Origin of the sequence: Brevundimonas sp. M20 (assembly GCF_006547065.1) — a bacterium.
Taxonomy (GTDB): domain Bacteria; phylum Pseudomonadota; class Alphaproteobacteria; order Caulobacterales; family Caulobacteraceae; genus Brevundimonas.
The window spans coordinates 1,615,902-1,641,191 of the sequence record NZ_CP041243.1 but is presented as its reverse complement, the minus strand read 5'-3'; the positions used below and the strand labels follow the sequence as shown (position 1 = coordinate 1,641,191).

Annotated in this window: 21 protein-coding genes and 1 tRNA gene; 17 read left to right on the top strand and 5 right to left on the bottom strand. The window is 67.6% G+C overall.

Annotation, left to right across the window (positions count from 1 at the left end):
• Nucleotides 1-85 precede the first annotated feature (85 nt).
• On the top strand, nt 86-1,102 hold the full coding sequence (locus FKQ52_RS07815; protein ID WP_141626659.1) for a hypothetical protein: 1,017 nt from the start codon (nt 86-88) through the stop codon (nt 1,100-1,102).
• Between the two features lie 58 nt (nt 1,103-1,160).
• A tRNA-Leu gene (locus tag FKQ52_RS07810) sits at nt 1,161-1,245 on the top strand.
• 87 nt (nt 1,246-1,332) lie between these two features.
• On the opposite strand, the gene FKQ52_RS07805 is transcribed toward FKQ52_RS07810, so the two are convergent.
• Entirely contained in the window at nt 1,333-2,901 is a 1,569-nt protein-coding gene (locus FKQ52_RS07805; RefSeq protein WP_141626658.1) for an amino acid permease, read from the bottom strand.
• A gap of 178 nt (nt 2,902-3,079) precedes the next feature.
• Between FKQ52_RS07805 and hrpB the strand changes: the two genes are divergently transcribed.
• From hrpB to FKQ52_RS07735, 14 genes are all read left to right on the top strand, one after another.
• Complete coding sequence (gene hrpB / locus FKQ52_RS07800) at nt 3,080-5,497, top strand: ATP-dependent helicase HrpB (RefSeq protein WP_141626657.1); 2,418 nt, start codon at nt 3,080-3,082, stop codon at nt 5,495-5,497.
• Nucleotides 5,498-5,544: 47 nt separating this feature from the next.
• Nucleotides 5,545-6,384, top strand: a complete 840-nt coding sequence (locus tag FKQ52_RS07795) for a hypothetical protein (RefSeq protein ID WP_205750892.1) — start codon at nt 5,545-5,547, stop codon at nt 6,382-6,384.
• A 183-nt stretch (nt 6,385-6,567) separates the two neighbouring features.
• Nucleotides 6,568-7,440 (top strand): 30S ribosomal protein S2, encoded by an 873-nt coding sequence (gene rpsB / locus FKQ52_RS07790; protein WP_141626656.1) that lies wholly within the window; start codon nt 6,568-6,570, stop codon nt 7,438-7,440.
• Nucleotides 7,441-7,547: 107 nt separating this feature from the next.
• Nucleotides 7,548-8,489 (top strand): translation elongation factor Ts, encoded by a 942-nt coding sequence (gene tsf / locus FKQ52_RS07785; protein WP_141626655.1) that lies wholly within the window; start codon nt 7,548-7,550, stop codon nt 8,487-8,489.
• Between the two features lie 97 nt (nt 8,490-8,586).
• Complete coding sequence (locus tag FKQ52_RS07780; RefSeq protein ID WP_141626654.1) at nt 8,587-8,991, top strand: hypothetical protein; 405 nt, start codon at nt 8,587-8,589, stop codon at nt 8,989-8,991.
• 81 nt (nt 8,992-9,072) lie between these two features.
• A complete protein-coding gene (locus tag FKQ52_RS07775; protein ID WP_141626653.1) occupies nt 9,073-10,692 on the top strand; it encodes a M20/M25/M40 family metallo-hydrolase in 1,620 nt (539 codons plus the stop codon).
• Nucleotides 10,693-10,948: 256 nt separating this feature from the next.
• Nucleotides 10,949-11,209: a DUF1467 family protein gene (locus FKQ52_RS07770; protein WP_141626652.1), complete on the top strand. Its 261-nt coding sequence runs from the start codon at nt 10,949-10,951 to the stop codon at nt 11,207-11,209.
• 9 nt (nt 11,210-11,218) lie between these two features.
• On the top strand, nt 11,219-11,557 hold the full coding sequence (locus tag FKQ52_RS07765) for a DUF3088 family protein (protein WP_141626651.1): 339 nt from the start codon (nt 11,219-11,221) through the stop codon (nt 11,555-11,557).
• A 179-nt stretch (nt 11,558-11,736) separates the two neighbouring features.
• On the top strand, nt 11,737-13,053 hold the full coding sequence (gene proS / locus FKQ52_RS07760) for a proline--tRNA ligase (protein WP_141626650.1): 1,317 nt from the start codon (nt 11,737-11,739) through the stop codon (nt 13,051-13,053).
• The gene (locus tag FKQ52_RS07755; RefSeq protein ID WP_141626649.1) at nt 13,050-14,369 is read left to right on the top strand and encodes a lipoprotein-releasing ABC transporter permease subunit; all 1,320 of its coding nucleotides are present in this window, start codon (nt 13,050-13,052) and stop codon (nt 14,367-14,369) included. Before proS ends, FKQ52_RS07755 begins: the two co-directional genes overlap by 4 nt.
• Nucleotides 14,362-15,075, top strand: coding sequence for an ABC transporter ATP-binding protein (locus FKQ52_RS07750; RefSeq protein ID WP_141626648.1), 714 nt, complete (start codon nt 14,362-14,364; stop codon nt 15,073-15,075). The genes FKQ52_RS07755 and FKQ52_RS07750 overlap by 8 nt, the downstream gene beginning before the upstream one ends.
• Nucleotides 15,075-15,896 carry a GIY-YIG nuclease family protein gene (locus tag FKQ52_RS07745; protein ID WP_141626647.1) on the top strand — a complete coding sequence of 274 codons (822 nt, stop codon included), beginning with the start codon at nt 15,075-15,077 and terminating at the stop codon, nt 15,894-15,896. The genes FKQ52_RS07750 and FKQ52_RS07745 overlap by 1 nt, the downstream gene beginning before the upstream one ends.
• Nucleotides 15,897-16,253: 357 nt before the next feature.
• Nucleotides 16,254-19,724 carry a DNA polymerase III subunit alpha gene (dnaE, locus tag FKQ52_RS07740; RefSeq protein ID WP_240811778.1) on the top strand — a complete coding sequence of 1,157 codons (3,471 nt, stop codon included), beginning with the start codon at nt 16,254-16,256 and terminating at the stop codon, nt 19,722-19,724.
• The gene (locus FKQ52_RS07735) at nt 19,724-20,179 is read left to right on the top strand and encodes a DUF3224 domain-containing protein (RefSeq protein WP_168196812.1); all 456 of its coding nucleotides are present in this window, start codon (nt 19,724-19,726) and stop codon (nt 20,177-20,179) included. Before dnaE ends, FKQ52_RS07735 begins: the two co-directional genes overlap by 1 nt.
• Here FKQ52_RS07735 and FKQ52_RS07730 read toward each other — a convergent pair whose 3' ends face one another.
• The 4 genes from FKQ52_RS07730 to FKQ52_RS07715 all read right to left on the bottom strand — a co-directional run bounded on the left by FKQ52_RS07730 (nt 20,180) and on the right by FKQ52_RS07715 (nt 24,520).
• On the bottom strand, nt 20,180-21,334 hold the full coding sequence (locus FKQ52_RS07730; RefSeq protein WP_141626645.1) for a PDZ domain-containing protein: 1,155 nt from the start codon (nt 21,332-21,334) through the stop codon (nt 20,180-20,182).
• 63 nt (nt 21,335-21,397) lie between these two features.
• The gene (locus FKQ52_RS07725) at nt 21,398-22,195 is read right to left on the bottom strand and encodes an RNA methyltransferase (RefSeq protein ID WP_141626644.1); all 798 of its coding nucleotides are present in this window, start codon (nt 22,193-22,195) and stop codon (nt 21,398-21,400) included.
• Nucleotides 22,192-23,106 (bottom strand): class I SAM-dependent methyltransferase, encoded by a 915-nt coding sequence (locus FKQ52_RS07720; RefSeq protein ID WP_141626643.1) that lies wholly within the window; start codon nt 23,104-23,106, stop codon nt 22,192-22,194. The genes FKQ52_RS07725 and FKQ52_RS07720 overlap by 4 nt, the downstream gene beginning before the upstream one ends.
• Nucleotides 23,078-24,520, bottom strand: coding sequence for a glycosyltransferase family 2 protein (locus FKQ52_RS07715; RefSeq protein WP_240811777.1), 1,443 nt, complete (start codon nt 24,518-24,520; stop codon nt 23,078-23,080). Before FKQ52_RS07715 ends, FKQ52_RS07720 begins: the two co-directional genes overlap by 29 nt.
• Before the next feature lie 127 nt (nt 24,521-24,647).
• On the opposite strand from FKQ52_RS07715, the gene FKQ52_RS07710 reads away from it, so the two are divergent.
• Complete coding sequence (locus tag FKQ52_RS07710) at nt 24,648-25,277, top strand: TetR/AcrR family transcriptional regulator (RefSeq protein ID WP_141626642.1); 630 nt, start codon at nt 24,648-24,650, stop codon at nt 25,275-25,277.
• The last annotated feature ends 13 nt before the right edge of the window (nt 25,278-25,290 follow it).

The following is a 25,290-nucleotide window of genomic DNA, read 5'->3' as shown; positions in this document are numbered from 1 at the left end:
TACGCGCAAACGAGAACAAAGCAAGAACTTATTGACACTTGCCGTAAGGTCTCCCGGCAGGCAGTGAGGCAGGGGGATCAGACAAATGTTTCGCAATATGCTGCTGGCTGTCGCGGCGACTGGAATGGCGGCGACGCCCGTCCGGGCGATGCAGACGCCTCCGCTTCGTCCGGCTCTGGTCGAGAGGCTGGCGATGACCTGCACCGCCCAGGGCGCTCTTGGGCATAAGTTCGGCGCGGTCTGGACCGGCCCGAGCCAACTGGGTCTGGACCCTGAAGAGGTCGCTCACAACCGGATTGACATCACCCGCACCGCGCGGACGCAGCAGATCTATGATCTGTCGGCCTCCATCTCCTACGAGCGGCTACCGGGAACTACGTTGGAGGATCGCTACGCCGCTGCTGACGCGCTCTACGCCGCGCTGGAGACAGAGATCGTCGAGGGGGGCCGGTATGGGAACCGCCGGGAAGGCCAGTACGGCGGCTGGACCTGGGACGTGCCCGGTTCGGACGTCACGCTGTCCCTGACCCACAACAGCCGTGTGGCGGTCACCCTGACCTGCAACGACCGCAGTCTTGAGGTCCAGCACGTCAATGAGACGTTGGGGAACGGTCGGGTCACGCGCCCGCTCAAGCCCGTGCTCGAACTGCCGCCTAGCGTGGACCGCTCCGCCTGCAGTGATCCCGAACAGGCCAGGGTCGTGACGACGGCCTTTTCGACGGTCGGCATGCAGGCGCTGGATCACGGCAATGCGGCGTCCCGCTATTCAGAACACATGGCTGATTGGTGGGGCCAGCAACTTATTGACGGCGGGGTCTGGACAGAGGCCACCCGCGACGCCTTTGCCCTGCGCGCCGCCCGCGATCCCGTCGTCACGCGTGAACTGGGCCAGCAGATGCCGCGCCTGCGACAGATGCTCGACGCCATAATGACCTATGCGGAAGCGGATGAGGCCGGAGACACCGCCGCAGCCTGCGCCGCCGCGATCCGGGGTCTGGACACGATCAGGGAGATCACCGCCTCCAATGAGGTGCAGTGGACGCGGATGCTGGAACGCTACCGCGCCGAGGCCGCGCGGCTGAACTTCACGCTTGAGGATTGACCGGCGTGGGCCTCTTGCCCGACGGGCCGCCGCGCCTTAGGACCGGCGCAGAACCTATGCGGATGTGGCGGAACTGGTAGACGCACTGGATTTAGGTTCCAGCGCCGCGAGGCGTGGAGGTTCGAGTCCTCTCATCCGCACCACCCCCTTTACTTTCGTCGCCTGATCGAAGCGCAAAGGAAAAGGCCCGGGATCGCTCCCGGGCCTTCCTGTTATCCTTGATCCGTGGATCAGGTCGTCGCCGGCGGCGGCGGGATGTCGCTGTCCTGCTCGTGGACCTCGACGTGACCGCGGCCCAGGTGGCTCTTGCGGATGCCGTAGGCGAAGTAGATCACCAGACCGATCGCGCCCCAGATCGGCAGCACCATCTTGGCGTCGTGCGGCAGGTTCCAGAACAGGAACGCACAGCCCGCGGCCGAGAGCGGCGCGATGACGTAAACCAGCGGCATCCTGAACGGGCGGGCGCGGTTCGGATCGGTCCGACGCAGGATGATCACGGCGATCGACACCATGAAGAAGGCGAACAGCGTGCCCGAGTTCGAGATGTCGGCCAGTTGACCGACGGGGAACAGGGCGGCGCCGATGGCCACGGCCAGACCGGTGAAAATGGTCACGACGTAGGGCGTCTTGAAGCGCTTGTGCATCTTGGTCAGGCCTTCCGGCAGCAGACCGTCGCGCGCCATCACGAAGAAGATGCGGGTCTGGCCATAGATCATCATCAGGATGACCGACGGCAGGGCCAGCATGGCGGCGACGCCCAGGGCGTTACCGACCTGCTCATGACCGATCACGCGCAGGACGTGAGCCAGGGCCTCGTTCGAGCAGACCAGACGCTCGCTGTTTTCGGCCAGGGCGCAGGCCGCGACGAAGGCGGGCGAACCGGGCTGGACGGCTTCACCGGCCGCGCCGAGAACCGGCTGGGCGCCGATGGCGCCGGCCGCGCCCAGTGCGACGAGCAGGTAGAAGACCGTACAGAAAGCCAGCGATCCGATCAGGCCGATCGGCACGTTCTTCTGCGGATTCTTGGTTTCCTCGGCGGCGGTCGAGACCGCGTCGAAGCCGACATAGGCGAAGAAGATGGAGGCGGCGGCGCCGACGATGCCCATCCCCGAATAGGCCCCGAACGCGCCATTGGGCGCGAAGGGCGACAGGTTTCCGGTCTTGATGACCGGCAGGGTCAGGACGATGAAGACCGTCAGGGCAGCGACCTTGATGAGCACCAGAATGGCGTTCACGCGAGCCGATTCCGTGGTGCCGAGCACCAGCAGGCCGGTCACGGCCAGGGCCACGATGATCGCCGGAACGTTGACGATCCCCGCCGAGAAGTCCGGCGTCGGGATGAAGCCGTTCATGGTCCAGGTCGGACCGGCGGCAAGCAAGTCAGGGAAGTCGAAATGTAATCCCTGCTCGATCAGCCCCAGCACGTATCCCGACCAGCCGACCGAGACGGCCGAGGCGGCCACGGCGTATTCGAGGATCAGCGCCCAGCCGACGCACCAGGCCAGCAGTTCGCCCATCACCGCGTAGGTGTAGGTGTAGGCAGAGCCCGAGACGGGAGCCATGGCGGCCAGTTCGGAGTAGCAGAGCGCCGCGACGGCGCAGACGGCGCCGGCGATGACGAAGCTGAGCATCATGCCCGGGCCGGCCTTCTGCGAGGCGGCGGCGGTCAGAACGAAGATCCCGGTGCCGATGATGGCCCCGATCCCCAGAAGTGTGAGTTGGACCGGACCCAGCGACCGATGAAGAGACTTCTTCTCGGCCGTGGCCAGAATCGCGTCTAGCGATTTAACGCGCCACATAAATTACCCCTCCGACATTGGTTCGGGGCAGCCCTCTCGCCACCCTTTATTGAGCAGCCCTCTCGCTGCTTTGGCCGGACGCTAGCGACGTGAAAGGCCGGTGGCAACGCGGTTTCCGATGCGTGAACCTGAGACGACGCTTTCGTGAACCGGCCCGTTGCCGCTAGACCGCACCTCGATGTTACCGATCCACGCCGTTATCGACCCTCTGAAGGCCGTGCTCGCGCAAGGCAATGTCGCCGTGCTGGCCGCGCCTCCGGGGGCGGGCAAGACCACGGTCGTGCCCCTGGCCCTGCTGGACCAGCCCTGGCTGGGCGAACAGCGTGTGCTGGTCCTGGAGCCGCGACGCCTCGCCGCACGGGCCGCCGCCGACCGGATGGCCTCGTCGCTGGGCGAGCAGGCGGGCGGCGCCGTCGGCTATCGCACCCGCCTCCAGTCGCGCATCGGCCCGAAGACCCGGATCGAGGTCATCACCGAGGGGGTCTTCACCCGTATGATTCTGGACGATCCCGCGCTGGACGGCGTCGGCGCGGTCCTGTTCGACGAGTTCCATGAACGCAGTCTGGACGCTGATCTCGGGCTGGCGCTCGCCCGCGAGGCGCAGGGTCTGCTGCGCGATGATCTGCGCCTGCTGGTCATGTCCGCGACGCTCGACATCGCGGGCGTCTCGAGGTTGCTGAGGGGCGCGCCGGTCATCGAGGCCGAAGGACGGATGTATCCGGTCGAGACCCGCTATCTCGGCCGCAATCCGGCCGAGCGGTTCGAGGACGCCGTCGCGCGCGCCGTGCGTCAGGCGTTGGCGGACGAGACCGGCTCCATCCTCGTCTTCCTGCCGGGGCAGGGGGAGATTCATCGCACCGCCCGCGCCCTCGGCGACCGCCTCGCGGCCAATGTCGATCTGGTCCAGCTCTATGGCGGCCTCGACAAGGACGAGCAGGACCGGGCTATCGAACCGGCCGCGCCGGGCCGCCGCAAGATCGTTCTGGCCACCTCGGTCGCGGAGACCAGCCTGACCATCGAGGGGGTGCGCGTGGTCATCGACGGCGGCCTGTCCCGCGTGCCCCGTTTCGAGCCGTCCAGCGGCCTGACCCGACTGGCGACGGTCAGGGTCAGCCGCTCCTCCGCCGAACAGCGCCGGGGCCGGGCGGGGCGGGTCGAACCCGGCGTCTGCTATCGCCTGTGGGACGAGGAACAGACGCGGGGTCTCGTCGCGCACCAGCGCCCGGAAATCCTCGAGGCCGACCTGACCGCCTTCGCGCTCGATCTGGCCCGTTGGGGCGCGCGCTCGCCGGACGGACTGGCCCTGCTGGACCCGCCGTCCGCCGGCGCCTTCGCCGAGGCGCGCAAGGTGCTGACCCGGCTGGACGCCCTCGACGCCGACGGCGCCCTGACCGACCACGGCCGTCGCCTGACCCGCATCCCCCTGTCGCCGCGTCTGGCCCATATGGTCGCCGTGGCCAGCGACGGGGGCGACGCCCTGCTGGGCGCGAACATCGCCGCCGTGCTCAGCGAACCGGGCCTCGGCGGAACCTCTGTTGATCTGACCGAGCGCCTGCGCGGCTTCGACCGCGACCGCTCGCCCCGCGCCCGCGACGCCGCGAAGCTGGCGGATCGTTGGGCGAAGGCGGCGGGGGGCGGGAAGGGAGGGCATCCCGATCCGGGCGGCCTGCTGGCGGAGGCCTTCCCGGAGCGGGTCGCCAGGGCGCGCGGAAAGCCGGGCGAATTCCTGCTGGCCTCCGGCCGGGGCGCCTTCCTTAAACCCACCGACGTCATGGCGCGCGAAGGTTGGCTGGCCGTCGCCGAGCTGGGCGGTGGAGACGCCCGCGATCGCATCCGCCTGGCCGCGCCGGTCGCGCTGGCCGATCTCGAACACCGGCTCGAGATCGAGGACCGACTCACCCGCGAGCCCTCGGGCCGCATGGTGCTGAAGCGCATCCGCCGGATCGGCGCCGTCGTGGTCGACGAGAAGATCATGGGCGCGCCGGACCGCAAGGCGATCACCGCCGCCCTGAAGAGCGAGATCGAGGCGGACGGACTGAAGGCGATCCGCTGGGGCGAACGCGCCTCGGCCTTGCGCGCCCGGCTGGCCTTCCTGTCGGCGCTTGAGGATGGCTGGCCCGACGTGTCCGACGAGGGCCTGCTGGCCGAGCGCGAGACCTGGCTGTGGCCCCTGTTGGAGACGGTGCAGTCGCTGGACGCCCTCGCGGACGGCCCGCTCGCCGACGGCCTGCGCGCCCTGATCCCGTGGGACCGCCAACGCGCCTTGAACGAGCTGGCGCCCGAGCGGCTGGACACCCCGCTGGGCTCCGCCGCCATCGACTACGCCGCCGAGGGCGGGCCGCGTGTCGACATCCGGGTGCAGGAGCTGTTCGGGGTGAAGGCCCATCCGACGGTCGGTCGGGGCACGCCTCTGACGCTAGCCCTTCTGTCGCCAGCCCGCCGCCCGATCCAGATGACCAAGGACCTGCCGGGCTTCTGGGCCGGCTCATGGAAGGATGTCCGCGCCGACATGCGCGGCCGCTACCCCCGCCACCCATGGCCCGAAGATCCGTCCGTCGCCGAGGCCACGAATCGCGCCAAGCCGCGCGGGACGTGACGCACCTGCCGGTCTGCGGCAGGATGGAGCCTTGAGGGAGCTTGCGTATGAAGCAGTGTGTTGCGGCCCTGACCTGCGTCGTTCTGCTCGGCTGCGGTCGCGGCGGACCCGAAGCGCCGAAGCCGCCTGAACCGCCCGCCGCTCCGGCAGCGCCCGAGGCGCCCCGGCCGCCACAGGCGCCTCCGGCTTCGGAAGGGACAGCGGCCATCGTTGTGCCCGTCGGCGACGACAACCGGCTGAACATCCCTCCGGCGATCTATCCGCCCTTGCCGGGGCGCTTCGCCGATGCGGCAGCCGTCACGCCCGGGGGATGGCGGATCGAGTATCGGGTCGAGGGTGATCTGAACGGCGATCGGCGCGCCGATCTGGTGCTGGTGCTGCGCCAGCAGAACCCGGCCAATATCGTCAACAATGACGGACTCGGCGGCGAACGCCTCGACACCAATCCGCGCCTGCTCGTGGTCGGCCTGGCCGGTCAGGACGGCTACCGGCTCGCCGTCGCCAATCACAGCTTCATCCCGCGCCACCTCGAACCGACCCTGTCCGATGCGCTCGAGCAATCACCTGCAATCCGCAACGGCGTGCTGTCGATCACGCTCAACTATTTCGCCAGCGCCGGCGGATGGACCATGTCCAACGCAACATCCCGCTTCCGCTGGCAGGACGGCGCCCTGCGCCTGATCGGCCACGACTATTCAGAAGTTCAGCGCAACACCGGCGAGACGCTGGATCGCAGCGTGAACTTCCTGACCCGCCGCGTCAGCACCACGACCTCCAGCATCGACGCCGACAAGGATCCCGCGCCCGTCTGGACCAGACTGGCGGACGGTCCGCTTTTGACGATCGATCAGGTCGGCGACGGGCTCGAGTTCAATCCGGTCGGTTGACGACGGGCGACGGGACCGGTCTTCGCTTGCCTTTTCGTCCCATCCCGACTAAACGGCCCGCGCACTTCGCACGTGGGCGTGGCGCGGCCGGGGGAGACATCCCCGACCGCACCATTCCGAGGGTCCAGCCGGATCTTTAAAACGCCCGCGCAACGTCTATCGGAAAAAAGGACACTACCGATCATGGCTCTGCCTGAATTCTCCATGCGTTCGCTGCTCGAAGCCGGCGCTCACTTCGGTCACCAGACGCACCGCTGGAACCCGAAGATGGACCGCTACATCTTCGGCGCCCGCTCGAACATCCACATCATCGACCTGTCGCAGACCATCCCGCTGCTGCACCAGGCTCTGGTTGAAGTCCGCAACGTCGCCGCCAAGGGTGGCCGCGTTCTGTTCGTCGGCACCAAGCGTCAGGCCGCCGATCCGGTCGCCGAGGCCGCCAAGCGCTGCGCCCAGTACTACATGAACAATCGTTGGCTCGGCGGCACGCTGACCAACTGGAAGACCGTTTCGGGTTCGATCGCCCGTCTGCGCGAACTGGACGGCCTGCTGGAATCCGGCGGCGAAGGCCGCAACAAGCGCGAACTGCTGAGCCTGCAACGCGAGCGTGACAAGCTGGACGCCTCGCTTGGCGGCATCAAGGACATGGGCGGCATCCCCGACATCATGTTCGTGATCGACACCAACAAGGAAGCGATCGCGATCCAGGAAGCCCGCAAGCTGAACATCCCGATCATCGCGATCCTGGACACCAACTCGGATCCGGACGGCATCACCTACCCGGTCCCGGGTAACGACGACGCCGCCCGCGCCATCCAGACCTACTGCGACCTGATCGCCGACGCCGTCCTGGACGGCCTGGCCGCCGGCGCCGGCGCCGCCGGCGTCGATCTGGGCGCTTCGGTGAACCCGGAAGAGCCTATGCTGCGCGAGGCTTCGGCCCCGGTCGCCGCTGAAGCCGCTCCGGCCGGCACGGAAGCCGTCGCCGCCGAGCTGGAAGCCGCCGCTGAACCGGCTGCCGAGCCGGCCGCCGACGAAGACAAGGCCGCGGTCTGAGACCGCAGTAAGGCCTTCCCTGAAGGCCCTACGTCGAACTGACACACGGCCGGGGCACAACACCCCGGCCGTTACCGCATACGAATACCCCTCCAAGGAGACTGAACATGGCCGAGATCACTGCCGCCCTCGTCAAGGAACTGCGCGAGCGTTCGGGCGTCGGCATGATGGACTGCAAGAAGGCCCTGCAAGAGAACGACGGCAACATCGAAGCCGCGATCGACTGGCTGCGCGCCAAGGGCCTCTCGAAGGCCGCCAAGAAGGCCGACCGCGTCGCCGCTGAAGGCCTGGTCGCCGTGGCGTCGAAGGAAGACGGCAAGGGCGAAGTCGCCGCCGCCATCGAGTTCAACGCGGAAACCGACTTCGTCGCCCGCAATGAACTGTTCCAGAACGCCGCCAAGCAATTCGCCCAACTGGGCCTGGAGCACCACACCGTGGAAGCTCTGCACGGCGCTGAACTGGAAGCCGGCAAGACCGTTCAGGACGAAGTCACCAACATGATCGCCACCATCGGCGAGAACATGCAGCTGCGTCGCGCCGCCCGTCTGTCGGTGTCGGAAGGCGTGGTTTCGACCTATGTCCACAACGCCGTCTCGCCGGGCGTCGGCCGTATCGGCGTGCTGGTCGCCCTGGAAGGCGAGGGCGACAAGACCGTCCTGCGCGAACTGGGCCGCAAGATCGCCATGCACGTCGCCGCCACGGCGCCGCTGTCGCTGAACACCGACGACCTGGACCCGGCCGCCATCGAGAAAGAACGCGCCGTTCTGATCGAAAAGGCCAAGGAAGAAGGCCGCCCGGAAAACATGATCGAAAAGATCGTGGAAGGTCAGATCAACAAGTTCCAGAAGGACGTGGTGCTGTCGAAGCAACCGTTCGTCATGGACCCGGACGTGACCATCGAGCAGCTGGTCGCCAACTCGGCCAAGGAACTCGGCTCCTCGAACCTGCACCTGGCCGGCTTCGTCCGTCTGGCGCTGGGTGAAGGCGTCGAGAAGGTCGAAGGCCCGGACTTCGCTTCGGAAGTCGCCTCGATGATGGGCGGTCAGTAAGACCTTCCATTCTGTCTCCGGACGGAACTGATAAAGATGAGGGGTCGGCGGCTTCGGTCGCCGGCCCTTTTTCGTACGCGCACCGCGGGAGCGAACGATGAGCGAAGAGATCACGGATTTCGGCGACGACGGCGGCGGCTATGACGCGGACGACTGGTCCCGCCTGACGCCATTCAACGGCCGTATCGCGACGCTGGACGACGTACAGGCCAGGGTCGCCGTTTTCGCCCTGAACGACACCGCCGATCCCCGCGTCATCGACATGGACCTGCCCCAGCCCGTGATCTGGTGGGAGGAGGGCGGCGAGCAGGCGGCCGTGGCCGTACAGGCCGAAAGCCATCTGGGCGACGAGGGCGACGAGATGGACGTTCTGGGCCTGATCCTGCCGGACGGCGGCGCCGCTGTGGCCCTGATGGAGGATTGCGACCTCGTGGACGACACCGACCCCGTCTGGCGCAAGCTGGTCGAGGACGCGATTGATCCGGACGCCGCGACGGACTGACGCTCCGTGGACGTTCTTCCTTTGCACTGAGGCGAGGCTTGCAGTCTTATCGCCGCCGTTCAGTGATTCAGGGGAGTTTCCATGCGTCTTGCCGCCTTGTTGTCCGCCACCGCGATTGCGTTGACGGCCGTTCCGCTCGCCACGCCCGCTCTGGCCCAGTCGCCTGATCTGGTCGCCATCAACGGCATCATCGACCAGGGCCTGAACCACAGCGAGGTGATGAACACCGCCGCCTACCTGACCGACCGCATCGGCGGCCGCATGACCAACTCGCCCCAGATGCGTCAGGCCGAGGCCTGGACCCAGCAGCGCTTCCGCGACTGGGGCCTGACCAACGTCCGCGCCGATCCGTTCGATTTCGGCCGTGGCTGGTCGGTCGTCCGCTCCAGCGCCCGCATGACCGCGCCGCGTCCGCTGGACCTGCGCGCCATCCCCATCGCCTGGACCCCGTCCACGCCCGGAACCATCAGCGGCGAAGTCATCGTCGCCCCGATGAGCAGCGCCGGCGACTTCGCCCGCTATCGCGGCAAGCTGGCCGGCAAAATTGTTCTGGTCTCGCGCCCGACCGCCGGCTCCGAGCCGACCGACCCGGCCTTCCGCCGCCTGACCGAGGAAGACCTCGAGAACGCCGGGAACGCCTACAACATCCCCAACCATTCGGCCCAGTCGGTCGACAGCCTGCGCGGCCCGGATTTCGCCCGCCAGCTGGACGCCTTCCTGCAGGAAGAGGGCGCGCTGGCGTGGGTTCGCATGTCGCAACGCGACGGCGGCCTGTTGCATGGCAACGGCACCGGTTACCGCATGGACGATCAGCGCAGGACGCCGGGCATGGAACTGGCCGCCGAGGACTATCGTCGTCTCGCCCGTCTGGCCCAGACCGAAGACGCCAAGCCGACCCTCGAACTGATGAGCGAGGTCCGGTTCCACGAGGAAGACACCAACGGCTACAACATCCTGGCAGACATTCCGGGGACCAGCCGTTCGGGCGAATACGTGATGGCCGGCGCCCATCTGGACAGCTGGGCCGCCGCTGACGGCGCCGTCGACAACGCCGCCGGCAGCGCCGTGGTCATGGAGGCCGCCCGCATCCTGCGCGCCTTGGGCGTCCGTCCAAAGCGCACCATCCGCTTCGCGCTGTGGAGCGGGGAAGAGCAGGGGCTGTGGGGGTCGCTGGCCTACACGGACCGCTATCTGGCCACCCGCGCCCCGCTGGGCGACGCCGCGTTGGACGCCTTGCCGAACAACCGCACCTGGCGCCAGCGCTGGCCCGTCCAGCCGCGCGAGGGTCACGGCTCCCTGGTCGCCTACTTCAATCTCGACAACGGCTCGGGCAAGATCCGCGGCATCAACGCCGAGGGTAACGTCGCCGCCGCCCCGATCTTCGAGGAGTGGCTGAAGCCCTTCAACCCGATGGGCGCGACGACCGTCTCGCTACGCACCTCGGGCGCGACCGACCACGTCTACATGCAGACCGTCGGCGTCCCGGGTTTCCAGTTCATCCAGGACCCGCTCGACTACGGCGCGCGCCTGCACCACACCTCGATCGACACCTATGACCACATGCGCGCCGAGGACCTGCGTCAGGCCGCGGTCATTCTGGCGTCTTTCCTGCTGAACGCCGCCAACTCGGACGAGCCCCTGCCGCGCATGCCGCTGCCGACCCGCCCGAACCCGACCGACCCGTTCCCGCTGCAGCAGTAACGGAACCGGCCTGAAGGCCTGAGCAAGGGCGTCGCGGCCTCCGCTGCGACGCCCTTTTTCCGTTCACGGCAACCGCAGCAGCGGCCCCGGTCCGCCTCGAGACCGCTCCACGCTGTTGACGTGATTTCGGGAGTCCGTTCGTGATTTCGCGAACGGGCATTTCGCGAAGATGTCGGTGCGACACCCGCCGCGCCTTCTCGCCGCCGCCGACAGCCGCTAAAGCAACCTCAGCCTGTTTTCGGCGTGGAGCCCCGTCATGCCCATCGGTCCGCTGACCATGTTCGCCATCTATGTCGTCGTCTGGTGGACGGTGCTGTTCGCCGTCCTGCCGCTCGGCATGAATCAGCAGGGACAGGCCAAGCCAACGGACGGCGCCCAGTGGGGCGCGCCGGAGAACCCGCAGCTGAAGAAGAAATTCATCACCACCACCTGGGTCTCGGCCATCGTCTGGGTGGTGATCATGATTATGGTCTTCTTCGGCTGGATGCCCCTGCCGCCGATGGCGCCGCCGGTCTAGGGTCTCGTCATGACCGACCGTCTCTACCTCCTGAATCCCGACTGGCATGATGACGCCGGCGGCCCGTGGTTCTGCCCGCCGGGCGCTTTCGTGGAGGGCATGCTGTCCTTCTATCCGGCGCTGCGCGAGCAACTCCTGATCACCTATCTGGATCACCCGCGGCCACGTCCGCCGGTCATCGCCGAGGTCGGCGAGGATCACCAGAGCTGCCCGCTGCTGGTGCTGGACGGAACCTTTGACTGGCCCGACGCCGAAACCAGCGCCGCCACCGGCCGCCGTTTCCTTCAGGACCACGCCATCGCCCCCTATCTGGCGGCCCGCTACGGCATCAGTTTGCCACACCCCTGAGGGATCAGGGAACAGGGATTAGGGATTAGGATTTCCGGGACTGTGATCAGGCGTTGGCGCGTCTTCGCGCCCCTGATCCCTAATCCCCAGTCCCTAATCCCCCATCCACCGCCTAGCTTTCGCCCCGTCCTCCCGGCTACACCTGCCACTCCCAAGCCTGTTCTCCCGGATTCCCGACCATGCGCCTGTCGCGCTACTTCCTGCCCACCCTGAAAGAGGCGCCTTCGGACGCCCAGATCGTTTCCCACCAGCTGATGCTGCGCGCCGGCCTGATCAAACAGGAAGCGGCGGGCATCTACGCCTGGCTGCCGCTGGGCCTGCGGGTGCTGCGCAAGATCGAGCAGATCGTGCGTGAGGAGCAGGTGCGGGCAGGGGCCGTAGAGCTGCTGATGCCGACCCTGCAACTCGCCGACCTGTGGCGCGAGTCGGGCCGTTACGACGCCTACGGCCCGGAGATGCTGCGCATCACCGACCGTCACGAGCGCGAACTGCTGTACGGCCCCACCAATGAGGAGATGATCACCGACATCTTCCGCGGCTTCGTGAAGTCCTACAAAGCCCTGCCGCTGAACCTCTTCCACATCCAGTGGAAGTTCCGCGACGAGCGCCGTCCGCGCTTCGGCGTGATGCGCGGCCGCGAGTTCCTGATGAAGGACGCCTATTCGTTCGACATCGACGAGGCCGCCGCCCGCGTCGCTTACAACCGCATGTTCGCGGCCTATCTGAACACCTTCGCCCGCATCGGGCTGAAAGCCGTTCCGATGCGCGCCGACACCGGCCCCATCGGCGGCGACCTGTCGCACGAGTTCATCGTTCTGGCCGAGACCGGCGAGAGCGAGGTCTTCTGCGACCGCAAGCTGGTCGAGATGCCCGCGCCCGGCCACGACTTCAGCCCCGAGGCCGTGCAGGCCGTCTTCGACGAACGCACCGCCCTGTACGCCGCCACCGAGGAAATGCACGACGCGGCGGCCTTCGAGGCCGGAACCGCCGAGGGCGACCGGCTCTCGGCCCGCGGCATCGAGGTCGGCCACATCTTCTACTTCGGCACCAAATACTCCGCCGCCATGAAGGCCAACGTCCAGGGTCCGGACGGCAAGGAAGCCCCGGTTCACATGGGCAGCTACGGCGTCGGCGTGTCGCGCCTGCTCGGCGCTATCATCGAGGCCAGCCACGACGCGGGCGGAATCATCTGGCCGGACGCCGTGGCCCCGTTCGACGTGGTGGTCATCAACCTGCGCGCCAATGACGAAGCCGTCTCGACCGCCTGTGAGGAGGCCGTTCACCGCCTCGAGGCCGCGGGCAAGGACGTCCTCTACGACGACACCGACGAACGTCCGGGCGGCAAGTTCGCCACCGCCGACCTGATCGGCGTGCCCTGGCAGCTGACCATCGGGCCCAAGGGTCTGGCGGACGGCGTGGTCGAACTGAAGCGCCGCGCCACCGGCGAGAAACTGACCCTGCCGCTGGACGAAGCCATTTCGAGGCTCATCGGATGACCAACGCCACGCCGGCCGCCCAGCCGACGAAGCCGACGAAGCCCGCCGGTCCCTTCTCCGCCTGGGAGATCGGACTGGCCCTCCGCTACCTTCGCGCCAAGCGCAAGGAGGGCGGCATCGCCCTGATCGCCATCATCTCCTACGTCGCCATCGCGCTGGCCGTGATGGCGCTGATCACGGTGATGAGCATCATGGCCGGCTTCCGGGCGACGCTGCTGGACCGCATGCTGTCGTTCAACGGGCATATGTATGTGTCCGGCGACCTGCTGAACTCGCCCGAGCGGGACGCGGCAGTCGCTCGTCTGAAGGCCGTCCCGGGCGTCGCCTTCGTCACCCCGATGACCAATGACCAGAGCATCGTCCGCGCGGGCGGGGCCACGACGGGCGCCATCGTGCGCGGCGTCGCCCCCGGCGACCTGCCCTCCATGCAATACGTCTACGAGAGCCTCGAAGAGACGCCCGAGGCGATCCGCAGCTTCGGCCGGGGCGAGTTCGGCGGCGACAACGTCCTGATCGGCAAGGCGCTGGCCGAGGGGTTGGGTCTTCGCATCGGCGATCCCATCACCCTGTATTCGCCCACCGGCGCCTCCAGCGCCTTCGGCAATCTGGGCGGGCTGGAGAAGACCTACCGCGTCGGCGGCGTGTTCAGCTCCGGCACGACGGACTTCGATCAGGCTTTCATCTTCATGCCGCTGGAACAGGCCCAGCTGTTCTACGGCAAGGATTCCGTCTGGGACGTGATCGAGCTGAAGATCGACCAGCCTGACCGCGTCGAATCCATGCGCCTGCCCGTCCAGCGCGCCGTCGGTCAGACCGGCGTCGTCACCGACTGGCGCGACCGCCTCGCCGCCTTCTGGGGCGCGCTGAAGGTCGAGCGGGCGGCCATGAGCATCATCCTGGGCCTCGTCGTCGCCATCGCCGCGCTGAACATCATCTCCGGCATCGTCATGCTGGTGAAGAACAAGACGCGCGACATCGCCATCCTGCGCACCGTGGGCGCCAGCCAGTCGTCCATGCTGCGGATCTTCTTCCTGTCCGGCGCCATGATCGGCGTGGCGGGCACCCTGACCGGCCTGCTGCTCGGCCTGCTGTTCTGCCTGAACATCGGCTCGATCCAGCATTTCCTGGAGTTTGTCTTCCAGACCAAGCTCTTCGACGCCGACGTCTATATGCTGGACGCCGTCCCGGCCCTGGTCGATCCGGTCGACGTCTTCTGGGTCACCGTCTGGTCCTTCTTCATGAGCTGCGTCGCCGGACTGATCCCGTCCTGGCAGGCCGCCAAGCTCGATCCGGTCGAGGCCCTCCGTTATGAGTAAGACGACCGTGGCTCCCGTCCTTTCGGTGCGCGGCCTGACCCGCACCTACGACACCGCGGCCGGCGGCCTGACCGTCCTGCGCGGCGTCGATCTCGACATCATGCCCGGCGAGATCGTCGGCCTGATCGGCCCCTCCGGCTCGGGCAAGTCCAGCCTCCTGCACGCCGCGGGCCTGCTGGAGCATCCGACCGAGGGCGAGGTGAAGATCGACGGGGAAGCCGTGGCCGCCCTCAGCGACCGCCAGCGGACCCACATCCGTCTGGACCGCATCGGCTTCGTCTATCAGTTCCACCACCTGCTGCCCGAGTTCGACGCCCGCGATAACGTGGCCCTGCCGCTGCGCATCGCCGGCTGGAAACAGGCCGACGCCCGCGCCCGCGCCGAGGAGCTTCTGACCGCCCTCGGCCTCGGCGACCGCCTGACCCACCAGCCGTCACAAATGTCGGGCGGCGAGCGTCAGCGCGTCGCCGTGGCCCGCGCCCTGGCCAACCGTCCGCGCCTGCTTCTGGCCGACGAGCCGACCGGCAACCTCGACCCGGCCACCAGCCAGACCGTGTTCGAGGCCCTGCACGACGTGGTGAAATCCACCGGCGTCGCCGCCCTGATCGCCACCCACAACATGGAACTGGCCGGCCACATGGACCGCGTCTTCGCCATCAAGGACGGGCACCTGGAAGAGCGTCCGGCGGAAGCCCACGCTTATTGATGGGCGTCTCGGCGCCCATCCTTCTGTCTGACATCTGGCCGCTGGCGGCGCCGGCCACCTTCAAGATCCACTTCTCGCGGTGGAACCGGCAGCATGAGCCGCTGGACGTGTGGGTGAACAGCCCGGCGGATTATCAGACATGGCAGGAATACAGACCAGCTCGGGACGAGTTCAATCGCCCACGCATCTTCTCGCTCGCTCGCTTCTATCATGAGCCCGACATCTGGCTATTCACGGGCATCTTCGATGTTCTTGACCGCAAGGCTGATCAGTATGTGGTCTCCCGCTCCGCCGAGGGATCCGCATTCATCGGCCGATTGAAGATCAGACATCCTTACCGAGACCGTTCTGTCCGGTTGAACTTTGAAAACCACTATCCGCTCATGCAGGTGTCTGAGGTGCTGGCAGAGCCCTACAGCGGTCGCGCATTCCCGGGTTTCGACGGTATCGACCTGTCTTTCGCCGAACTTGAAAATCTGGCGCGCACAGGACGGGCTGATTGGATGGCGGCCCTCAGCAGCATCAAGGGCATCTACCTGATCTCCGACGTTCTGACGGGGAAACGCTATGTCGGCTCGGCGTATGGGCAAGGCGGTGTCTGGTCGCGGTGGTGCGAATACGCCGCAACCGGGCACGGCAACAACGCGGAACTTCGCCAACTCGTGACGAACCCGAACCTCGACTATGTACGCAAGGCTTTCCGGTTCGCCCTTCTCGAGCACCGCCCGGTCGCCACGCCTGATCAGACGATTCTGGATCGCGAGGGTTTTTGGAAGACTATCCTGCTCACGCGTGGCGCCTTCGGGAACAATCGGAACTGACGACCCCTTGACGTGAACATAACAAGAACATAGAACACAACAAGAACATATATCCGGGAGGCCGTCATGGCGCGTTGGGTTCGGGAGTGTCTGTCATTGGCGTCGTGCGCCGGTTTCGTGCTGCTGGTCTGGCAGGCGGTCCTGCTGCTCCCCGCCGCCTGATCGAAAAGGCCACTAAAGTGCACTCAAAAAATAATTGAGTGCACATCCGCCCGGCGCGACGAGGTCCGCCCGGCGCCGGTCCACAGGCCATCCCCGGTCACATCCGCCCCGCGTCGCTTTCCGGTGTTTCCGGCGACCAGGATGTGAGACTCGGTTCACCATGGACGGATGGCGGACGAACGGAGCGGTGAAGCGGTGAGCGAGGTGTTGAACAGTCAGGGCTTCATCCACCTGCGGGTCCGCTCGGCCTATTCGCTGCTGGAAGGCGCGATCAAGGCGGGCAAGATCCCGAAGATGGCGGCGGACAATGGCATGCCCGCCGTGGCCGTGGCCGACCGCGCCAACCTGTTCGGCGCGCTCGAGTTCAGCCAGGCCGCCAAGGATGCGGGCGTCCAGCCCATCGTCGCCTGCGCCCTGCCGATCACCGGCATCGGCGGGCAGGGGACCGAACGCTGGACCAAGGTCCCGACCGTCGTCCTGATCGCCCAGAACGAGGCCGGCTGGCTGAACCTGTGCAAGCTGTCGTCGTCGGCCTACCTGGACATCGCCCCGACCGACGAGCCGGGCGTGCCGTGGAGCACCGTCGTCGAGCATTCCGACGGCCTTTTGCTGCTGTCCGGCGGCCCCGACGGTCCGGTCGATCCACTCTATGTTCAGGGCAAGGTCCGCGACGGCGACGCCGCCCTGAACGAGATGTTCGCCACCTTCGGCGACCGGATGTACGTCGAGCTTCAGCGCCACGGCCTGGCGGCCGAAGCCCAGGCCGAACGGGGTCTGGTCGCCTGGGCCTATGAGAACGACGTCCCGCTGGTCGCCACCAACGACGTCTATTACGCCAAGGCCTCGCAGGCGAAGTCGCACGACGCCCTGCTGTGCATCGCCGACGGCGCCTTCACCGGTCAGGAGGACCGCCGCCGCATCACCGGCGAGCACTGGTTCAAGACGCCCGCCGCCATGCGCGAGCTGTTCGCTGACCTGCCCGAGGCCTGCGACACCACCCTCGACATCGCCCGCCGCTGCGCCTTCCTGGTGAAGACCCACGCGCCGATCCTGCCGCGCTTCGACACCGGCGCCGGGAGGTCCGAGCCCGACGAACTGGCCCATCAGGCGCGCGAGGGGCTGAAGTTGCGCCTGCAACAGGTCACGCCCGCCGTGCCCGAGCAGGAGTATTGGGATCGCCTCGAATGGGAGGTCGGGATCATCGTCCAGATGGGCTTCCCCGGCTACTTCCTGATCGTCGCCGACTTCATCAAATGGGCCAAGACCCACGATATTCCGGTGGGGCCGGGGCGGGGTTCCGGCGCCGGTTCACTGGTCGCCTGGGCCCTGACCATCACCGATCTGGACCCCTTGCGGTTCGGCCTGCTGTTCGAGCGCTTCCTGAACCCGGAACGCGTCTCGATGCCCGACTTCGACATCGACTTCTGTCAGGAGCGGCGTGAAGAGGTCATCACCTATGTCCAGCAGCACTACGGCAAGGACCGGGTCGCCCAGATCATCACCTTCGGCACCCTGCAGGCCCGCGCCGTGCTGCGCGACGTCGGCCGTGTGCTGCAGATGCCGCTCGGTCAGGTCGACCGCCTCTGCAAGATGGTGCCGAACAATCCGGCCGCGCCCGTCACCCTCGCCCAGGCCATCGACCTTGAGCCGCGCCTGAAGGAGGCTCGCGACGCCGAACCGGCGGTTCGCAACCTGCTGGAGACGGCGCTGGAGCTGGAGGGGCTGTACCGCAACGCCTCGACCCACGCCGCCGGCATCGTCATCGGCGACCGCCCGCTGACCGAGCTGGTGCCCCTGTACCAGGACCCGCGCTCGGACATTCCGGCCACCCAGTTCAACATGAAGTGGGTCGAACCGGCCGGTCTGGTGAAGTTCGACTTCCTCGGCCTGAAGACCCTGACCACGCTGGACCGCGCCCACGGCTATCTGTCGCGGCGCGGGCTGGCCCCGATCTGGAACCAGCTGCCGCTGGACGACGCCCGCACCTATGAGCTGATGGCCTCGGGCCAGACGGTCGGGGTGTTCCAGCTGGAATCCCAGGGCATGCGCGACACCCTGCGCAAGATGCGCTGCGGGTCGATCGAGGAAATCACCGCCCTGATCTCCCTGTACCGGCCCGGGCCGATGGAGATGATCGACACCTACATCGACCGGAAGTTCGGCCGGGCCGAGGTCGACTATCTCCACGACAGCCTGAAGGAGACGCTGACCGAGACCTACGGCGTCATCATCTACCAGGAACAGGTGATGAAGATCGCCCAGATCCTGGCCGGCTACTCTCTCGGGGAAGCCGATCTGCTGCGCCGGGCCATGGGCAAGAAGAAGAAGGAGGAGATGGATTTCCAGCGCCTCCGCTTCGTCAGGGGCGCCGCCGAGAAGGGCGTATCCGAGGCCCAGTCAGGCGGCATCTTCGATCTGGTGGCCAAGTTCGCCGGCTACGGCTTCAACAAGTCGCACGCCGCCGCCTACGCCCTGATCTCGTTCCAGACGGGCTGGCTGAAGGCCAACCATCCGGTCGAATTCTTCGCCGCCTCGATGAGCCTCGATCTCAGCAACACCGATAAGTTGGCTGTTTTCTATCAGGATTGTCGGCGCTTCGATATTCCGGTCAGGGCCCCGGACGTCAACCGGTCCTCTGCCGACTTCGACGTGGAGTGGGTGGAAGGCCAGGACGGGCCGGAAGGCGCTGTCCTCTATGCGCTGGGCGCCGTCCGCAACGTCGGCCTCGAAGCCATGAAGCATCTGGTCGAGGTGCGCGAGGCGGGCGGCCGCTTCACCGACATCTTCGACTTCCTCGAACGGGTCGATCCGCGCTTCGTCAACAAGCGCGCTCTGGAGAACCTGGCTCGCGCCGGCGCCTTCGACAGCTTCCACTCCAACCGTCGCCAGCTGTTCGAACAGGCCGACAAGCTGATCGCCTACTGCCAGAGCGTGGCCGCCGAGCGCGCGTCCTCGCAGGTCTCCCTGTTCGGCGGCGATCAGGTCGCCGCCGGTCGTCCGCGCCTCCAGCCGGTCGAGCCCTGGGTCGGGCCGGAGAAGCTGGATCAGGAACTGGCCGCCGTCGGCTTCTACCTGTCCGGCCACCCGCTGGAGGACATGGCCCCGGCGCTCAAGCGCAAGCGCGTCACCTTCGTCGCCGAGGCCACCGCCCTGGCCGAAAGCGGCCACGAGGCGTTCATGATGGCCGGCGTGGTCCGTCGCCGTCAGGAGCGGGCCAGCGCCCGGACCGGCGAGAAATTCGCCTTCGTCACCTTCTCGGACCCGACCGGCGAGTTCGAATGCCTGTTCCCGCCCGAACAACTGCGCAAATGCCGTGATGTGCTGGAGACCGGGGCTTCAGTCATGGTCAAGGTCCGGGCCAAGAGCTCGGACGGCGAGGTGCGCTTCTTCGGCGATGACGCCAGCCGTCTCGATACGCTGATCGACGACGGCCAGATGGGTCTGCGCATCCACGTCTCGGCGCGCGGCGCCGACCCGGAGGCCCTGCGCACCCGTCTGGAGCGCGCCGCCGCCGCGGGCGGGAAGGGCGGAGAGGTCTTCCTCGTCGCCAGCCTCGACGGCCGCCGCGAGGTCGAGATGAAGCTGCCCGGCCGCTACCGCCTCGACGGCGCCCTGCGTGGCGCCCTGAAGTCCGCGCCGGGCGTCAGCTATCTGGAGGATGCGTGATGCTGGCGTCCATCCTCGCCGCCGTCAGCCTTGCCATCGCCCCACAGGAGGCCCCCGTGTCCCATCAGGCCAGCGGAACGTTCACCGTCTCCATCACACCGGTCCCGCCCGCCGAGGGCGCGGCGGCGGACCTTCACGGCCGCATGACCCTGTCCAAGACCTTCCACGGCGGCCTCACCGGAACCGGGGAGGGCGAGATGCTCGGCTCCATGGGCCCGAACCAGTCGGGCGCCTATGTCGCCATGGAGCGGGTGCGCGGCGCCCTCGACGGCCATGAGGGGACCTTCCTTCTGGTCCATCGGGGGATCATGGATCGCGGCGCGCAGGACCTGTCCATCACCGTCGTCCCCGGCTCGGGCACGGGCGCGCTGGAGGGCCTCGTCGGCGTCTTCCACCTGACCATCGCTGACGGCGAGCACCGCTACGTCCTGGACTACACCCTGCCGGCGGAGTGATCAGCGGACCGGAACGAAGGCCTCCCGGGGTGTCCCGTCCACGGCATGGAGCCGCTCCACAGGGATCTTGATGGCCAGCCCGGAGTTCTCCAGCCGCAGGTCGTAGATAGCTCCAAGAAGGCCCGCCATCCGGTCCCCCTCAACCCGCGCGCCCAGCGCATCCATCCCGACCGCCAGCCCTTCGCCCATGCTGCCGGTCCAGCGCCCCACGCGCACCACGACCCGCCCCTCAAACCGCTTGCCCGCCCGGGGCAGGACCTGCTCGACCCACTGGCGCGGCACCCCGGTCTCCCGCGCCTCGGCGGGCAGGTTGTGGATCTGATAGGGCCGGGCCTCGCTGACGAACCAGCCCATCACGCCCCGCGCCACCACCGTATTGCCGCCGCTCGCCGTGTCGGTCAGGTCCAGCACCACGGTCTGCCCAGGACGGGCCCGCGCCATGGCCGCGTCAAAGGCCGCGACCGTGTCGTTGTTCCCCAGCGAGTCATTGAACCGGATCGTCAGCCGGTCTCCGGCCTCGGTCACCGTCACCGGCGGCCGGTCGCCCGCGCTGACCGTGTAGAGATTGGGCAGGGTCAGTCGCCGCCCCGAGATGGTCAGGTCACGCGGTCGATCCCGCCGCCCCGCCGCCAGCACCCGCGCCGCATAGCCGTCCCGCTCGCCGCCCGGCGTCAGTCCGATCTCGCTCCAGAAGGCGCGCACCGCCTCGGTCGTGACGACCCCGCCGACCGCGTCCAGCGTCTCGCCGGCCCTTACACCCGCCGCCTCGGCCGGGGAGCCTTCACGCACGGCGGTGATCCGCCAGACCTCGCCCTCCCGCTCGACCCACAGGTCCGCGTAGCTGGGAACCAGCGCCCAGCTGTCACGGAACGAGCTGCCGGTGATCGCATGATGGTCCGCCAGCGCCGTGAGCGCATGCTCGAGATAGCGCAACAGGCTGGACCGGTCGTGTACCGCCGAGGCCTCCGCCCGCAGGGCCTCGGTCATCGGCATGACCCCGTCAGGGAAGCGATCCAGATAGGCGTACTGGCGGTTCACCAGCCCTTCGACCGACAGGGCGTCGGCCCGGTACGCCTCCGGCGTCAGGTCCGTCGTCTGGGCCTGAACGGACCCCGCGAAGGGCAGGAGGGCGGTGAGGAGCAGGAGTAAGCGCATGCGCCGAAGCTTCACCCGTCCCGTCGTCCGGGCAAGTGAATCTCCCGTCACCTTCGGGCGGCCTCAGGCGGCGTCAGTCACCGCATAGACCATCACGCCTGTGGCGATGGCCAGGTTCAGGCTGTCGGCCCGACCGCGCATGGGAATCTTGACGTTCACATCACAGGCGGCCGCGAGCGTATCGGTCAGCCCCGCCTGCTCATTGCCCATCAGAATGAGGGCAGGATGCTGAATCGCCGCGTCGCGATAGCCGTGGGTCGCGTCCAGACGGGTGCCGATCACGCTGCCCGGCCAGGACTGCCGCCAGGCTATGAACCCGGCCGTCGTCGCCTTCGCGATCGCCACGGCGAAGACCGAACCCATGGTCGCCCGCACCGCCTCAGTGGAGTAGGGGTCCACGCAGTCGTCGATCAGGATCACCCCGCCACAGCCCGCCGCATCGGCGGTGCGGATGATAGTGCCCAGATTGCCCGGATCCCGCACTTGCTCCAGCGCCACCCAGCAGGGCGCGCTCTTCGGGTTGATAGCCGACAGCGGCGTATAGACCTGCTCGAAAACGCCCAGCACGGTCTGCGGGTTGTCCCGGCGGCTGATCTTCTCGAGGATCGGATGGGTGACCACGATCACCTCGCCGCCCGCCTTGCGCGTCTCGGCCTTGGCGCGCTCCAGCAGCGGATGCTCCCGCGCCTCCATCCCGACCAGCAGCAGCTTCGGCGTCTGGCCCTGATCCAGAGCCTCGCCGATGAACTTCAGCCCCTCCGCCAGGAAGCGACCCGTGGTCTCGCGCTCCTTGCGCATGTTCAGCGCGCGCACGGCCTTGACCGTCTCATTGGTCAGGGAGGTGATCAGGCGGTCGCTCATTGCCCGTTCCCTCCATCCTTGCTCCATCGGGCGAAGAAGCTCAGGCCGATGGCCCTTCCGTCATTGCCGTGCTCAGCCAGCGCCAGCTCGCCCCAGTCGATGACGCCGCCCCGGTCCGCCGTGGCTTCCGCCATCATGTGGGCCAGAGACAGGCCCGAGATGCGGGCGGCATAGGCGTTCAGCAAAAGGAAGGACGCATCGTCCGACAGCAGGGCGGCGCAATCCTTCAGCAGGCCCGGCAGATCCTCGAACAGCCGCCAGACCTCGCCGGTCGGCCCGCGCCCGTACTTGGGCGGGTCCAGAATGATGCCGTCATACTTCACACCGCGACGCACCTCGCGCGCCACATATTTGCGGCAGTCCTCGACGATCCAGCGGATCGGACGGTCGGCCAGTCCCGACTGCTCGGCGTTCTCACGAGCATAGGCGACGGACTTCTTTGAAGCGTCCACATGGGTCACCTCTGCGCCCGCCGCCGAACAGGCCAGAGAAGCCACGCCGGTATAGCCGAACAGGTTCAGCACCTTCGGGCGTTTCAGGGTCCGCACCCGCGCATCCAGCCACTCCCAGTTCGCTGCCTGCTCGGGGAAGAAGGCAAGGTGGCGGAAGGGCGTGAAGCGGCCGGTGAAGCGCACATCGCGCCAGGCCAGCGGGAAGGTCTCGACCGGCTTGCCGGCGAAGCGCCAGCGGCCGTCGTCGTCCTCGTCCTGCGCCTGCGGGGCGAAGGTGGCGTCGGCCCTCTCGAAGGCCGCGGGATCCCGCGGCGACCAGAAGCACTGGGGCTCGGGCCGTACCACGGTGAAGCGGCCGTAGCGCTCAAGCTTCAGCCCGTTGCCGCTGTCCAGCAGGGCGTAGTCCTGCCACCCCCGGGTAAAGAGCGTTTCAGGCGATGGGTTCAGGCGTGGCGACATGGGCCGCTGATAGGCCGGGCAGGGCCGTTTCGTCCAGCGCGGCGTCATCCGCCGGGGGCGCGACCTCCAGCCGATGCCGGGTCTTGTCCCACCTGAAGGGCTCGATCAGCAGCCGCCAAAGCGCATGGCTGAACGCCAGACTGAGCAGGCACCAGTAGATCGGCGCACGGATCATGTCCCACGGACCATAGGCTATGCCCGCCCGCCGTGCGCCGACCTTGCACGACAGCCAGGCGGTCGCCGCGCCCAGCACGAGAACGCTGAGCGCCAACTGCGAGGTTTCCGGCGGCAGGCCCGCCGCCAGCGCCACCAGCACAGACGCCGCCACCCACGACAACGTCGGCCCATAGAGCGCCGCCGAAGCCAGACCCACGCCTAGCGTCACGCACAGTGAAATTAGCCCCCTCGGCCCGAGCGCAAGTGGGTTTCGCGTGTGCACGCCCCACGTCTGCATATAGCCCTTCAGCCAGCGCGTGCGCTGGGGCAGCCAGTCATACAGCGCCCCCGGCGGGGTCTCCCACGTCGGCCGGTTCATGACGCCCAGCCTCCAGCCGCGGCGCCAGAGACGGAACCCCAGGTCGGCATCCTCGGTGACGTTCCAGGAGTCCCATCCCCCGACCGCGCGGAGCACATCCACGCGGAAGTGATTGCTGGTGCCGCCGAGCGGGAAGGGCAGCCCCAGCCGGGCCATGCCGGGCAGGGTGGTCTCGAACAGGCTGGCGTATTCGGCGGCGAACTGCCGATCAATGAAGGGCGTGGTTGATCCGTCCGGGGCGCGGACCCGAAGCGGCGCCTGCAGGCAGGCCAGTCGCCCGTCGCCCTCAGCCACGAACCGCGACGCGGCTTCCCTCAACTGGCCGGGGTCCGGCGCATCCTCGGCGTCATAGATGGTCAGCAGATCGCCGGTGACGAAGGGCATGGCGCAGTTCAGGGCGCGCGGCTTGGTCTTCGGCTCGCCCGGCGGCGCGATGAAGACCTCCAGCCAGTCCGGCTTCGGCGCGGCGCGGGCGGCGGCTATGGTCGCGACGTCCCGCGCCTCCAGAACCAGAAATCCCTGCAGCCGATCTGCCGGATAGTCGAGAACGGCCAGACGCGCGATCAACTGTCCCACCACCTCCGCCTCGTCATAGAGGGCGGCGAGGATGGTGTAGCGCGGCCAGATGTCCGGAGCCGCCGGAACGGGAGTCCGCTTCGAGCCGACGACCACCAGAAGACATCGCCACCCGGCGACGCCCAGGAAGCCGACGCCGGCGACCGCGGCGGCCTGATCGAACAGCGCGCGAGAGGCGTTGCGGGCGACCCAGACCACCAACAGCAGCACGACGGCGCCCACGCTCCACTGAAACAGGGACAGGCCGCGACGGGCGGCGCTCTGGTCGCGCGGAAGCCCGCCAGACGGGGACTCGCCGCCCAATTTCCCGTTTTCGATGTGCGTATACAGCCCCACACGCAAAAGTTAACGTCAGGTTGCGCGACTTTGCAACTGCTTGGCGTGAGGAAGAGAATGTCGCTATTCAGTGGGCAGACCTTCGGAGTCGCGCGTGCCAGCCACCACAGCCACCGCCAAATCCGCCCGCAAGCCCAAGGGCGAGGGCCATGAACGGCGCGCCGAGATTCTCGCCGCCGCCGAACGCATCTTCGTCGAACTGGGCTATGAGGGCGCGACCATTCGCAAGATCGCGGATGAAGTCGGCCTGTCCTCGACCGCCCTCTACATGCATTTCGCCGACAAGGGCGAAATCCTTCAGGAGATCTGCCGACAGGCGTTCGAGTCCCTGCTGAAGGCCAATCGGGAAGCCCTCGCCGAGGCCGGTTCGCCCGAGCAACGCATGCGCAAGATGATGCGCGCCTATGTCGATTTCGGCTTCCACAACCCGAACGCCTACCGGCTGGTCTATATGACCCGGCCGTCCGAGCTGCGCGAGGGCGCCCAGGACGCGGCCCAGACGATGGGCGGAGAACTGTTCGGCGCCTTCCTGGAAGTCATTCAGGAACTGGAGTCCGCCGGGCGGCTGAAGAGCGACGCCCGCACGACCGCCCAGGCCTTCTGGGCGGGCGGCCACGGCGTGATTTCGCTGATGATCGCCAAGCCCTATTTCGATTGGGTTGACCGGGAGGAGCTGGTCCGGACCCTGCTGGAGGGTCTGTTCGCGGGCCTGCTCAAGTCTTGATCCGGCGGGCGGC

Bases quoted from the DNA above. Each gene is read 5' to 3' on its own strand.
- FKQ52_RS07815 (WP_141626659.1), top strand. From the start codon at position 86: ATGTTTCGCAATATGCTGCTGGCTGTCGCGGCGACTGGAATGGCGGCG.
- FKQ52_RS07805 (WP_141626658.1), bottom strand. From the start codon at position 2,901: ATGTGGCGCGTTAAATCGCTAGACGCGATTCTGGCCACGGCCGAGAAG.
- hrpB (WP_141626657.1), top strand. From the start codon at position 3,080: ATGTTACCGATCCACGCCGTTATCGACCCTCTGAAGGCCGTGCTCGCG.
- FKQ52_RS07795 (WP_205750892.1), top strand. From the start codon at position 5,545: ATGAAGCAGTGTGTTGCGGCCCTGACCTGCGTCGTTCTGCTCGGCTGC.
- rpsB (WP_141626656.1), top strand. From the start codon at position 6,568: ATGGCTCTGCCTGAATTCTCCATGCGTTCGCTGCTCGAAGCCGGCGCT.
- tsf (WP_141626655.1), top strand. From the start codon at position 7,548: ATGGCCGAGATCACTGCCGCCCTCGTCAAGGAACTGCGCGAGCGTTCG.
- FKQ52_RS07780 (WP_141626654.1), top strand. From the start codon at position 8,587: ATGAGCGAAGAGATCACGGATTTCGGCGACGACGGCGGCGGCTATGAC.
- FKQ52_RS07775 (WP_141626653.1), top strand. From the start codon at position 9,073: ATGCGTCTTGCCGCCTTGTTGTCCGCCACCGCGATTGCGTTGACGGCC.
- FKQ52_RS07770 (WP_141626652.1), top strand. From the start codon at position 10,949: ATGCCCATCGGTCCGCTGACCATGTTCGCCATCTATGTCGTCGTCTGG.
- FKQ52_RS07765 (WP_141626651.1), top strand. From the start codon at position 11,219: ATGACCGACCGTCTCTACCTCCTGAATCCCGACTGGCATGATGACGCC.
- proS (WP_141626650.1), top strand. From the start codon at position 11,737: ATGCGCCTGTCGCGCTACTTCCTGCCCACCCTGAAAGAGGCGCCTTCG.
- FKQ52_RS07755 (WP_141626649.1), top strand. From the start codon at position 13,050: ATGACCAACGCCACGCCGGCCGCCCAGCCGACGAAGCCGACGAAGCCC.
- FKQ52_RS07750 (WP_141626648.1), top strand. From the start codon at position 14,362: ATGAGTAAGACGACCGTGGCTCCCGTCCTTTCGGTGCGCGGCCTGACC.
- FKQ52_RS07745 (WP_141626647.1), top strand. From the start codon at position 15,075: ATGGGCGTCTCGGCGCCCATCCTTCTGTCTGACATCTGGCCGCTGGCG.
- FKQ52_RS07735 (WP_168196812.1), top strand. From the start codon at position 19,724: ATGCTGGCGTCCATCCTCGCCGCCGTCAGCCTTGCCATCGCCCCACAG.
- FKQ52_RS07730 (WP_141626645.1), bottom strand. From the start codon at position 21,334: ATGCGCTTACTCCTGCTCCTCACCGCCCTCCTGCCCTTCGCGGGGTCC.
- FKQ52_RS07725 (WP_141626644.1), bottom strand. From the start codon at position 22,195: ATGAGCGACCGCCTGATCACCTCCCTGACCAATGAGACGGTCAAGGCC.
- FKQ52_RS07720 (WP_141626643.1), bottom strand. From the start codon at position 23,106: ATGTCGCCACGCCTGAACCCATCGCCTGAAACGCTCTTTACCCGGGGG.